The following is a 12213-nucleotide window of genomic DNA, read 5'->3' as shown; positions in this document are numbered from 1 at the left end:
CGTAGCATACACCGGAAGAGACCACGAAGCAGGCTGGCGGCCGGAGGTATCCGACGAAACGACGGGAGTCGCGATGGAAACAAGGCCTGCCGTTGGGTGCATTTCGGCGAAGTGCCGGCCGACGCGGCCGAGATCGGCTACCGCATCACCCCCTGATCCACTAGCCCTGGTCGATGTCGGCGATCAGTGTCACGAGCTCCGCGTAGCCAACCGGCTTGGTCAGGTGTCGGTCGAATCCCGCGGCCAGTGCGCGCCGACGGTCTTCCTCCTGGCCGAAGCCTGTAACGGCCACCAGCCGGGTCCAGCGCGTGGCCGGATCGGCACGTAGTGCTTCGGCCACTTTGTAGCCGTTCATCTCGCCCGGCAGCCCGATATCGCAGAGAACCAGGTCGGGTTGAAACTCCCGAGCCAGCTCCACGCCGCTCGATCCATCGTGGGCAGTGGCGACCGTGTGGCCGCCAAGTTGCAAGAGCTTGCTGACAACGTGCAGTACGTCCCGATTGTCGTCCACGACCAGCACCCGCAAAGTATCCGTCACCTGCGAACCATTGTCGGTAAGTTGATTCTTCGGGTGGGGGCTCATGCACGTCGGTAGACGGATCGTAAATGTCGCGCCCTGACCGGCGCCGGCGCTCGTGGCCTCGATGGTACCGTTGTGTAACTCGATCAGCCCCTTGACCACGGCCAATCCCAGTCCGAGCCCACCGGAACTTCGTTCGAGCGATTCTTCGGCTTGAGCAAAAGGTTCGAAGAGCGAACCGATCGTGTCGGGAGTCATGCCGATGCCGGTATCGCACACCTCGACGACGGCCCGCGACGTATCCGTGTCCAAGCTCACGCGGGTCGAGATACGTCCGCCGGCGTCGGTGAACTTGACAGCGTTATCGAGCAAGTTTCCCACGACCTGCGCCAGGCGAACGGAATCTCCCTCGACCCACACGGGGTGAGACGGCGTTTGCACGTCGAAAGCGAGCTGTTTCTGTTCGAATTGCGATTTGTGATCGGCCGCCGACTGCCGCACGACCAGGGCCAGATCCAAGCGCGCGAGATCGAGCGTGATCTTGCCACGCACGATGCGTGATACGTCGAGCAGGTCATCGATCAATCGACTCATATGCGCCGCTTGCCTCTCGATAATCGCCAGCACATTGCGTACGTCCGGGTCGCCCGCGGGCAACTGGTTAAGAACCTCCACCCCGCTGACGATGCCGGCCAGTGGATTGCGCAACTCATGACCCAGGAGGGCAAGAAAATCGTCCTTGCGCCGGTCGGCCTCGAGCAGGGCCTTTTCCGCACGCTTGCGGTCGCTGACATCGCGGGCGATCTTCGAGAACCCGACGATCTGTCCGCTGTCATCGCGAATGACCGACACGCTCAACGAGACCTCGACCGGTCGGCCCCCCTTCCGCATGCGAACGGTGTCGAAATGACGGACCAACTCGCCACGGCGCACCGCCGACAGAATTCTTTTCTCTTCATCGACCTGATCAGGAGGCAGAATCATAAGCACTGATCGGCCGACAATTTCTTCGGCCTTATATCCGTACAGCTTCTCGGCGGCTTGATTCCAACTCGTGACATTGGCATTCAGATCCAGTCCGATGACGGCATCTTCCGTCGATTCGATGATCAAGGCCAGTTTGCGCGCCTCGTCGTCGCTGCGGCGCCGCTCGGTGACGTCGCGAAAATAAATAGCAAGGCCTCCTTCATCGGTGGGGGCGGCCTTGAATTCGAACCAGCGCTGCCAGGGAATATAAAAGTCCTCGAACTCGATCGTCGCGCGTTCCGCCGCGGCTCGCCGCAGCCTGTCCCGCGCCGCGTCGCCGACCGTCAAGGGAAAGGTGCCGTCTGAGCCCGGCGAGTTTCCATCGAGCAAGTGTCGCCGGTTGTATTCCTCGGTGGCCCGATTCATGTAGATCAGCCGCCAGGAGCTGTCGACGACCACGAAGCCGTCGGTGATGCTCTCGACGACCAGCCGGACTTGTTCGGCATTCGTGCGGGCGCGGCGGACGGCCCGCTTGGAAATCTCGCTGAAGAGACCGATCGACATGCAGACGAAGAGATACACGAATGCCGCGGCGCTGGGGCGAAACGCATCCTGGCTGGGTACGAAAAACCAGTTGGCGATCAGATAGCTCAGGCCCGTGGCGAACAAGGCCGGGCCGAGACCGCCGTACCAGCTCACGGCCGCCACGGCCGCGACGTAAATCGCTATGAGCACCGAGCTGCTCGTCGCGAAGAGGCTAATGATCAGACTCGACGCGACAATGATCAAAAACGCGACGAGATAAGGCAGAAGCTTCGAATATTGCCGCCACGACATATCACGACAGACCCGTACGGGACACGAGCGGTCTACTATTACGGAACCAGGGGAAACTGGCTTACTCCACCCCGCTGCGCCAACACAGCGACGGGCTCGCTCGGCTGGAAGCCCCAGTGCAATATACACCCCCCCGCGCCCTCCAAAGGGTGCGAAAGGAACTTTCCCCATGAGCCCGGCCGTGGCCGGCCCGGCAGAAATCCGGAAGCTAGTCCGGCGGCGCGCCGGGGGCCGTTAAAGTGTCGGCGATGCGGATCAGCTCGCGAGAATCCAGCGGTTTGGCAAGCACGCGTTCCACGCCGGCTTCGATCGCCGGAAATACCGTGTTGATATTGGCATAGGCGGTCAAGAATACCCCACGCAGGTCGGGCCGCAGTTCTCGGGCCGAGCGAAAGAACTCCACGCCATTCATTCCCGGCATCTGGTAATCGACAACAGCGAGTCGATACGGATGCCGCTTGACCAATTCCAAGGCCGCTTGCCCATTGGGCGCCGTGTCGACCGCGTAACCGTGAGCGGCCAGCACCCGTGAAACGATCTCGGAATTGCTGCGGTCGTCGTCGACCACGAGAACCCGGTTGATCGCTGCCTGCCCATCTCGTTCGGTTTCGGTAGATTCGAATGTTCCGTTCACATCGTCACCCAATGCTCAGAAGGATTCCTGTCCCGCCCACCAAATGTCATGCAAGAATTATGCCGGCATTTCTCAAAGGCCCCCGGGTGGCCGCTATGCGTCCACCGCAGCCCCGGCGTTCCGCGCGGCCATTGTACAAATCGCGGCGGGCTCTGTCCGTAGGAACCGGAACCGACGGAAATAGTAGGTATCGTCGGGCGATCGTTGGCCTACCATCTGACCGGCCCCCAGCCAGGCGCTGGATTTTTTCAGGACACGATGCCGGCCCGCTGGTCGGCGGCTGCTCCGCAGGGCAAGGACGACAATATGCTGCGTATATCATGCAGCGACGCCGGTTTGGTCAGATGACGATCAAACCCGGCTGCCAAGGCCTGACGTCGGGCCTCCTCGTCGCCATAGGCGGTCAAGGCTACCAGGAATAGCGTCGCGGTCTTGGGGGAATCGCGCAAGGCCCGCGCGACATCATAACCGCTGATGCCGCCGGGCAAGCCGATATCGCAGAACACGACGTCGAGTTCCAATTCCTGGGCCAGCGCGATACCCGCGGCCCCATTCGTTGCGACGTGGACTTCGTGTCCGCCATGCTCCAGCATGCGCTGCACGGGGAACGACGAATCGCGACGATCGTCAATGATCAGCACGCGGCAGCTTTCGGGCGGATCGACGGTGCAACCGCAACGATCTTCTTCCGGCGCGACATACGGTACCAGTGGTAGAGCGATCGTGAACGTCGAGCCGCGCCCCAACCCGACGCTTGACGCCTCGATCTCGCCTCCGTGCAACTCGACGAGTCCTTTGGCCAATGCCAGACCCAACCCCAATCCCCCCTGGCTGCGATCGCCGTTGGCCGCGCCTTGAGCAAAGGGGTGAAAAACACGTTCGCGCGTCCGCTGGTTCATGCCGATGCCTTGATCGGAGACTGCGACCCTTACCTGGTGTTTGGCATGCACAGGCTCGATGCGCACGGAAACCAGCCCGGCAGGCGGCGAGAATTTCACGGCATTGTGCAACAGATTGCCGATCGCCTGGCCCAGTCTCGTCGCATCGCCGCGAACCCATACCCGTTCGTGGGGCGCATCGAGAGTAATTGTCACGTCGGTCCCATGAACAGCGCTGCTCGTATCGGCGATCGTGCGTTCGACAAGTTCGATCAGATCAAGCTGGGAGTTGCGCAGCTCGATCTTGCCGTGGGCAATACGAGAAACATCGAGCAAATCGTCGACCAAGCGCCCCATGACGGCGGTTTGGCGGTTGATGATGCCGTGCATTTCTTCCAGCGGCTGCGAGGGGGAGCCCAAGAGGTCCAGCACGTCGATCGCGTTTCGAATCGCGGCCAAGGGATTGCGAAGCTCGTGCCCGAGAAGGGCCAGAAAGTCGTCCTTCTTGCGATCGGCAGCCTGCAAGCTTTCGGCCAACTTTCTACGGGCGGCCATTTCCCGCTGGATCACATAGAAACCGACCGCCATGATCGCGAAGCTGAAAATCGTGGAAATGATCAGCGATACAACCGCGTCGTGGATGCTGACCTCGGCGGCGTCGCGGAGAGCATCGCGGCGTGTTAATTCCGCCTGCTCGATCGATCGAAGGTTTTGACGGATCTCGTGCATCTCCTGCGGCCCGTGACTCTCGGCCTCCCTGACTCGGGCGCGGTCACCGCCTTCTCGACTTGCGAGCTCGACCTCGGCGGCCAAATCCGAGAGTCGGCGGCGGATATGCTCGTCGATCGCCTGCAGACGCCTGCCGTGATCCGGAACGTCGGCCACCGTTTCTCGCAGCGCGCGCTGCGCTCGGGCAATGTCCCCGAGCGCGGTCTGGTACGAATCAAGATGCTCGTGCCGGGTGGTCAGCAAATAGCCGCGAGCACCGGCTTCGGCCGCGTGCATTGCGGACAGAAGCCGGCCGCCGGCCAAAACCGCGGCTGTTGATTGCCGCACGCCCGCCTGATGGGCTGCGATCTTTCGCAGGTGCCAATAGGCTACCGTGGTGTACGTAGCTAGAACCATGGAAAGCAATGCAGCCGTGGCGATGGCCACGTGCGCAAACTGCCGCTGCACCGCGATGCGAGATCGATTCATCGACGCTCTGCCTTCCCCCTCGGCTGCGAAGAGCTGGCCCACGAGCATTGAGAACGCCCGTCCCAATTGGCTGTCGCAAGTGGGCGTCTAACCGCGTTCGTCGACCAATGTGCCTGTTACGAGATCACTTTGGTCGTTGGACGTTCAGGCCGGTGCAAAAACAGCTTTCCGAAGGTGTGCAATTGGCGTTCCTGACTCGTGCTCAAGTTTCCGGCATGCAAGCTGCATTCCCAACGGCCATTGAAACGAGGCGCCAAACCACCACAATGGACTAGAAGCTCGGGTCCCTGCCGGCGTGAATCTTTTCGGGCGCTTCCGCCGCATTCCATAATCCTTGAGTTCCTGCATGCCTACCTTGCTCGTTGTCGATGACGACCGCGCGGTGCGTCATCTTGTACACCAGGCCTTCGAAGGCACGGATATCAATGTCCTCGAAGTGGCCACGGCCGAAGACGGCCTGGACGTGCTGCGTCGCAAATCGCCCGACGCGGTCCTGTTGGACATAAACCTGCCGGAAATGTCCGGTCTCGAGGCGTTTCGCGCCTTCCACGCCCTGGACCCAAAACTGCCGATCATTTTCGTGACCGCCCTGGATTCGAGCGACGTGGCGATCCAGGCCATGACCCTGGGGGCCTACGATTTTGTGATGAAGCCGCTGGACGTAGCGGCTTTGCGCAAGCTGGCCGGGCAGGCCGTGGAGGTCCGCCGGTTGATGAACGTTCCGGTCTCGGTCCCCGGCTCAACCTCGCCCAATGATCGGGCCGATCGGCTGGTCGGGCGTAGTCCCGCCATGCAGGACGTCTACAAGGCTGTGGGCCGTGTGGCGCCACAGAATGTTACCGTCTTGATCCGCGGCGAGAGCGGTACGGGCAAGGAACTGGTTGCCCGCGCGATTTATCAGCACAGTCCGCGCTCGGAGCGGCCTTTTCTGGCCGTGAATTGCGCGGCCATTCCCGACGCACTCTTGGAAAGCGAGCTCTTTGGTCATGAAAAGGGGGCATTCACCGGGGCCGATCAACGGCGCATCGGCAAGTTCGAGCAGTGCAACGGCGGCACGTTATTCCTGGACGAAATCGGCGATATGTCGCTCCTATTGCAGGCCAAGATGTTGCGCGTGCTGCAGCAACAACAGTTCGAGCGCGTGGGCGGCAACCAGACGATTTCGACGGACGTGCGTGTGATCACGGCCACGAATCGCGACCTCGAACAAATGGTGGCCGCGCGCGAATTTCGCGCCGATTTGTACTACCGCTTGAGCGGCGTGACGATCAATTTACCCCCGCTGCGCGAACGCACGGCCGATTTGCCGCTATTGCTCGAGCACTTTCTGCGCAGATTTGCCGCCGAATTGGAAAAAGACGTCCGCGGAATTTCGCCCGAAGCGCTGGATGCCCTGTTGGCGTGTCCTTGGCCGGGGAATATCCGCGAGTTGCAGAACGTGTTGCGCCAGGCACTATTGAATACCGTCGGCCCGGTGCTGTTGCCGGAGTTCCTGCCGTCGTCTGTCACACACAGTGACTCGCCCGCTTTCGCCGGAGGCGAAGTCCCTGGAGGCGATTTGACCGAGCAGATCGATCGGTTGCTGGATTCCGACGGCGACGGCCTCTACAAGGACATTATTGCCGCCGTGGAGCGGTACGTACTCTTGCGCGTCTTGGATCGCACGCAGGGAAACATCTCGCGATCGGCCAAGAAACTTGGCATCACGCGCGGAAGCTTGCGCAACAAGATTCACGCGCTGGGTTTGTCGATCGATCGGCAAATCAAGATCGACGACGGCGTATCCGATCCCGACGAGGTCGAGGTCGCCGAATAACTGGGTGGGGGCGACCCAGGTATCTACCGTGTCATGGCCTTGCGGATAGCGCGCGGTGCTGCCAACGCCTCTTACGACTGGTCGTGATCATCCGAGGGCGCATGCTCGGCCAATGCGGCCGCTAGCCAGAGAATCTCCTCATCGGCCTGAGACGCAAGCTGATTCATCGTCGCGGCAGTTTCGGCCGTCGCGGCCGACCGGTCGCACATCTCCACGGCTTGTAGGGCGGCAACGGCCGGGCCCGCTCCGAAATTCGATGCTAGTCCTTTAAGGCTATGGGCCGCGCGCCGTGCCTCGTCCCAGCTCTCTCGAGCGATGCTTTGATGCATCTCCACCAGCAGGCCGAAGGCATCCTCGAAGAAGAACTGGGTCAAGTCCGCGAGCAGCGACTGATCGCCGCCCAAGCGCGAGAGCGTCCCGGTCAGGTCGATGGCTGCCGCTCGGCGGCCTGCCGCCGCATCTTCCGTCACCGAGGTGGATCCAGGCCGGCGTGTCGCCTCCATCGCGAGCTCGACCATTGTCTTGCGAAGTGATTCGCGGTCGGAGGGCAGGGGCAGGAAGCGATCAACGCCCGCCGCGAGGCAACCTTCGCGCTCGCGTTCCGCGGCCGGGGGAGCTGCCAAAATCGGCACGCGGCGTCCGTGCTTTTCCAGACTCCGGAGGATTCGCGCGGTTTGCGCGCCGGCTAGCACGCTCGCGTGCAGATCGAGTGCTACAAGATCCGGCCGGTGGCGCGAAACGGCACGAATCGCCTCGAGACAGTTTCCCGCCTCGCGCGCAACAAAACCGGCGCCGGAGAATCCGCTGGCAATAGATTGCCGCCGGACTGCGTCGTCAGCGACAACCAGAACCTCGACCGACGTCTCTGCCCTGGAAAACCCTGAAGTCACAAAAGGTCCCGGCCCTGGCGCGCGAAGTGATGAGCCCCGTCCTGGTTGGCTGACTATGCAATTTTCGTACCCGCCGAAGGATACCGCAACTCGGGGGCCCTGCGTACCTGGAATCAAGGTTTTTCGTGCGATTTTTAGCACCTGGCCGCGCGGTCGACACGTACTGATTTTTGTGCGTTTCGCAGTCAGGCTGGTCGCCGGCGAGGCACAGGCAAAGCGCGGCTTCGGACCCGGTTGAGCGCCTCTCCCATACGAGGGTGCCCCGTTGGGTGCGAATATTGCCGTGCTAATCAAGACGCGGCCCGAAATCTGGAATCCTTTCCACCCATCCGAATGGTTCGGTCTTTGATTTGCACCCAACGCTGCTTCTCTTTTGTCCGCCTGCTCCCACATAGTTTTCAGCAATAGTTGCCTTCAGCAATAAAGGATTATCGACTTATGCTGCCTGGCTCGTATGAGGTCACCTCATTGACAAGATTAGCCCCCGTCTCCGCGGTCGTGCGGGGCGCGCGTGCCACAACCTCTCCAGAGCAGGAACTGCGTCGTCATATTCTGGCAGAGTTGCTGCGCGCGATGCCGACCACAGGCCAAAACGTGTCGATTGATGTGGATGTCCCGGGACGTTCGGTGGTGGTTTCGGGGGTCGTCCGTTCGTTTCATGCCAAGCAACTGGTGTTGCATTCGTGCCGCCGACTCGCGACGGGGCTGAAGGTGATTGACACGGTCGCGGTAGACGAGGTTGTGTCATCCCCCTGCTGGCGAAAAGCAGCCCCCTCGCGCCGATCATTCGAGCGGTGATACTGTGGCGCATGGTTGCCGCGCGTGCCAACCCCTTCCGGTCGAGACGATTACCGGCGTAGCGCGGGAACAGATTGCAAAGCCACCGCTCCCCAAGCCACGCATTCGAACGGCTGCAGTTTCGAGATGGTCGTTCGCTCGCCCGTACCTCCGTACGCGTGAGCCGCCGACGAAAAAAGCAGGCGACGATCGGCCGCGGCCAGCTCAGGGATTTGTACCTCGCGCGCGGAAAGATTCGCGCAGATTTGCACGGGCTGCTCCATGCCTCGCTCGAACCACAGGCACGCCGCCTCACAGCCCGTATCCAGGATTTCGGCCCGAGTGATTTCCGAGGGCCTGGCGGCAAACCAGGCTCGTCGGGCCCAGAGCAGCTCCTTATAAAGCGCGCGGAGGCCGGCTCGGTCCGGATCGTTGTTCCAGTCCCAAGACAGCCGAGCGTTGTGGAACGTCTTTTCGGCTTGTGGATCGGGAGGCTCGTGCCGCCAACGAAATTTCACGGAGGCCAACTCTTCGCGCCGTCCGCGTCTTACCGCCGCAACAAGGTCCGGATTCGAGAACGAACAAAAGAAGGGAAATGGACGCGTCTCGCCGTACTCTTCCCCCATGAACAACAGCGGCGTCGCCGGCGACAGCAGTAACAGCGACGCGGCCAGCCGCAACTGTGCAGGCGAGAGGGTAGCAGTCAGTCGATCACCCAGCGCGCGATTGCCGATCTGGTCGTGATTTTGCACGCAGAACACGAACTTGTCGCGCGGCGTCCCGCCCGCGCGATTACCGTGGCGGCGATGGTGGAAGGGGCTGTAGCGGCCGTCGTAAACGAATACGTCGCGCAGCGCTTTCGCGATATGTTCGGATTCGCCGAAAGCCCGATAGTATCCATCGCGCTCGCCGGTCAACAGCGCGTGTACGCTGTGATGAAAGTCGTCGGCCCAGATTCCATCCAGGCCGTATCCCCCCTGGGCGCGGGGCGCAACGAGGCGAATATCGTTTTGATTCGTCTCGCCGATCACCACCACGCGGCGTCCTTGTTCTTGGGCAATTTGCTGCACGATTTCCTGCAGTTCAGCCAGGATGTGCAAAGCGCTTGTGTCGTAGATGGTTTGTACCGCGTCGAGTCGTAATCCATCGAGGTGGAAATCGCGAATCCACATGGCCGCGTTGTCCAGGACTAGTTTCCGCAGGACGTCGCTGCCCGGGCCGTCGAAGTTCGGCGCCCGACCCCACGGGGTGTGATACCGGTCCGTGAAATAACCGCCAAACTGGTCGAAGTAGTTTCCCTCGGGCCCAAGATGGTTGTAGACGACATCGAGAATCACGGCCATGCCCGCCCGATGCGCCGCGTCGACCAGCCGCTGCAATCCCTCGGGGCCGCCGTAGGAGTTCTGGGCGGCGAAGGGATGCACGCCGTCGTAACCCCAATTACGAGTTCCGGAAAACTGTGCGACAGGCATCAACTCGATTGCGGTGACGCCCAGATCGCGCAGGTCGTTCAGGCGATCGATCGTGGCCGCGAAGGTTCCCTCGCGCGTGAATGTGCCGGTGTGCAATTCGTAAATCACGAGCGCATCGCTGGCGATACCGCGCCAGCCCCTGTCGGACCAGCGAAATCGCGTGGGATCGAACACCGCAGACGGCTCGTTAACGCCACTCGGCTGCCAGCGTGAGGCAGGATCGGGATACTCGCGGGGATCGTCGCCGAGCAGATACGCGTAACGCTGGCCATGGGCCGCGCGACCTTGCCAGCGAAAATGGCCATCCTCGTCGCGCGGCATGACATGCGTTCGTCTTTGATCACCCTCCCACAATACCAGCGAGGCTCGCTCATGGTGGGGTGCCCACACGCACCACCGGGTCGTGCCATCGGGTTGCGGAAATGCTCCTTGCGAGGGCGCCGTTAGCGCATCCACCTCGCCGATCAATGTTTCCGCCAAAATCTCGACTCCTTGGTTCTGTGACAGCGGAGTGTTGTTTGCCAATTGTGATCAAAAGCATCACCGCCTGCGATCCTCTTGGCAACCGCGCAAACAAGAGGCCCGAGAATCTCTGGCGAAAATCCTCGGGCCTCCGTCCGCCTTGCGGCGAATTGGCAATTCACCCTCTTCCTCTTGTCCGTCACGCGATGGGCCGTCGATTGATTCCCCCGGCTAACAGGCTGACGACGAACAACACCAGGAAGATGAAGAACAAGATTTTCGCGATGCCTGCAGCGGCCACGTAAATGCCCGAAAAGCCGAACAGAGCTGCCACCATCGCAACGACCAAAAATACTAATGTCCAGTACAACATGATTATGCTCCTTGAACGGAAGTCAGTGAGATTCTCATCGAATCACCTGGTCGGACCGCCCCGTAAAGATGCACGTCGCGTGCCGTTCTGTTCTCTGTTCTTCTTCAATGATTTCGGCGGCCCCGGATGCTATAGCGCCTGGCTGGTCGTTGACGGTCCGGCCTTGGATAGCGCAGATCTTCCGATCGCAACCGATCGAGGTCCTCGGCCGTGAAGAGGAAGGCCTCAGCGAACTTCACTCTTTTCCGCACGGGCCTGGTTCGGATGGGCGGTGCGGTTGACGCCGTCGAAAACCGATCGGCCATAACGCACGTGGACGTATTCAAGCCAGCCGCGATCCAGCGTTTTCGGCCAGTCCGCGGCCGCGAATGTGGGGGTGTTCGCTACGATGTCTCGCGCGAGACTCAACTGCCAGGCCGCATTCCCCGCCGGCACGACAAAGGCGCTGAGCGGAATGGGATGAAGCCTTTGGTCGTTGCCTTCCATGGCCACGCCCGCGTAAGCAATGTCACCGCGCATAGTGACTGCGAAGTCGGCGATGCGGCCGATTTCCTTGCCGTCCTTACCGGTGACGACGCCGCCGCGCAAACGGCTGACAGGCATCAGCACATCTTTCGACCCGACGTCGAGCTTTTCGCTGTTCCAATACGGAGTAACTCCGAAATGCTGGAGAGCCACGGCCGTCCACTCGCGCGTGATGTCGCCCTTATCCTTCGGTGGATGTGGGGCAGTTTGCACCTGTTCGGACGACAATCGGAGAGACTCCTTGTTGCCGTTGATATCCCCGAGGGCGCTCATCGGCACAACAACGCTGGCTGATCCGCCATCGGCCACCTGGCCGTCCAGCACGAGCAGCGCTACGCGACCTGTATCGAGATCCAGAATCAAATCCTGAATCTTACCGGCATCCTTGCCGTCTTTCGTCTCCACGCCGGCTTTCTCCAAAGCGCTCGCGCGAAAAATCGGGCCCTCGGTGGAGCGTACTTGCTCGTTCGCTGGGCGCGGGCCGGTGCGACGCTCCTCAGGCTTGATCGCCTGCGCAACCAGACTGCAGGACAGCGAGCTCCATGCGCCGAGCGCCAGCAGGATCGCCGCCACCGCGTGGGCGCCCCGGAACGCCACGGCGCGACGGTTCGCCATTTCGGCGTTCGCATTCAAGGAGCCGTTCTTGACGTTCGAGGCCAGAGCCTTCACGAAGTTCGGTGCCATTTTCTTTCTCCCCGTTGAGCAGGACCCTGGCGCCACATTGAGCGCACAAGCGGCCCGCGGCGTTTACGAACCTGCAAATGAGATGTAAGCACTCCTGCGCAGAGCATCTAGCGCGCCAATTCCTGGCCACTCCGGCCCATGGATGGCAGAGCCGCCATCAGAGTGGTCGGTGCGCGGCTAGT

General features: G+C 61.4%; 8 protein-coding genes. 1 reads left to right on the top strand and 7 read right to left on the bottom strand.

Annotated elements, in window-relative coordinates:
- Window positions 1–160: 160 nt before the first annotated feature.
- The 3 genes from VHD36_23230 to VHD36_23220 form a co-directional block, all read right to left on the bottom strand.
- The gene (locus VHD36_23230; GenBank protein HVU90263.1) at window positions 161–2323 is read right to left on the bottom strand and encodes a PAS domain S-box protein; all 2163 of its coding nucleotides are present in this window, start codon (window positions 2321–2323) and stop codon (window positions 161–163) included.
- A 208-nt stretch (window positions 2324–2531) separates the two neighbouring features.
- A complete protein-coding gene (locus VHD36_23225; GenBank protein HVU90262.1) occupies window positions 2532–2957 on the bottom strand; it encodes a response regulator in 426 nt (141 codons plus the stop codon).
- A gap of 248 nt (window positions 2958–3205) precedes the next feature.
- Complete coding sequence (locus VHD36_23220; protein ID HVU90261.1) at window positions 3206–5032, bottom strand: ATP-binding protein; 1827 nt, start codon at window positions 5030–5032, stop codon at window positions 3206–3208.
- A gap of 346 nt (window positions 5033–5378) precedes the next feature.
- Between VHD36_23220 and VHD36_23215 the strand changes: the two genes are divergently transcribed.
- Window positions 5379–6848 (top strand): sigma-54 dependent transcriptional regulator, encoded by a 1470-nt coding sequence (locus VHD36_23215; protein HVU90260.1) that lies wholly within the window; start codon window positions 5379–5381, stop codon window positions 6846–6848.
- A 71-nt stretch (window positions 6849–6919) separates the two neighbouring features.
- On the opposite strand, the gene VHD36_23210 is transcribed toward VHD36_23215, so the two are convergent.
- From VHD36_23210 to VHD36_23195, 4 genes are all read right to left on the bottom strand, one after another.
- Entirely contained in the window at window positions 6920–8131 is a 1212-nt protein-coding gene (locus VHD36_23210; GenBank protein HVU90259.1) for an Hpt domain-containing protein, read from the bottom strand.
- 455 nt (window positions 8132–8586) lie between these two features.
- Window positions 8587–10443 carry a malto-oligosyltrehalose trehalohydrolase gene (gene treZ, locus VHD36_23205; protein ID HVU90258.1) on the bottom strand — a complete coding sequence of 619 codons (1857 nt, stop codon included), beginning with the start codon at window positions 10441–10443 and terminating at the stop codon, window positions 8587–8589.
- Window positions 10444–10648: 205 nt separating this feature from the next.
- On the bottom strand, window positions 10649–10822 hold the full coding sequence (locus VHD36_23200) for a DUF1328 domain-containing protein (protein ID HVU90257.1): 174 nt from the start codon (window positions 10820–10822) through the stop codon (window positions 10649–10651).
- A 225-nt stretch (window positions 10823–11047) separates the two neighbouring features.
- Window positions 11048–12031: a PRC-barrel domain-containing protein gene (locus tag VHD36_23195; GenBank protein ID HVU90256.1), complete on the bottom strand. Its 984-nt coding sequence runs from the start codon at window positions 12029–12031 to the stop codon at window positions 11048–11050.
- Between the last annotated feature and the right edge of the window lie 182 nt (window positions 12032–12213).

The sequence above is a fragment of the Pirellulales bacterium genome, assembly GCA_035546535.1.
Classification (GTDB): domain Bacteria; phylum Planctomycetota; class Planctomycetia; order Pirellulales; family JACPPG01; genus JACPPG01.
Note: the sequence above shows the minus strand (reverse complement) of the source record. Positions and strands in the feature narration are given on the sequence as shown.

What these genes read in the sequence shown, in the direction of transcription:
- VHD36_23200 (HVU90257.1), bottom strand. Translation starts at nt 10,822, where the DNA reads ATGTTGTACTGGACATTAGTATTTTTGGTCGTTGCGATGGTGGCAGCT.
- VHD36_23215 (HVU90260.1), top strand. Translation starts at nt 5,379, where the DNA reads ATGCCTACCTTGCTCGTTGTCGATGACGACCGCGCGGTGCGTCATCTT.
- VHD36_23220 (HVU90261.1), bottom strand. Translation starts at nt 5,032, where the DNA reads ATGAATCGATCTCGCATCGCGGTGCAGCGGCAGTTTGCGCACGTGGCC.
- VHD36_23195 (HVU90256.1), bottom strand. Translation starts at nt 12,031, where the DNA reads ATGGCACCGAACTTCGTGAAGGCTCTGGCCTCGAACGTCAAGAACGGC.
- VHD36_23210 (HVU90259.1), bottom strand. Translation starts at nt 8,131, where the DNA reads ATGTGGGAGCAGGCGGACAAAAGAGAAGCAGCGTTGGGTGCAAATCAA.
- VHD36_23230 (HVU90263.1), bottom strand. Translation starts at nt 2,323, where the DNA reads ATGTCGTGGCGGCAATATTCGAAGCTTCTGCCTTATCTCGTCGCGTTT.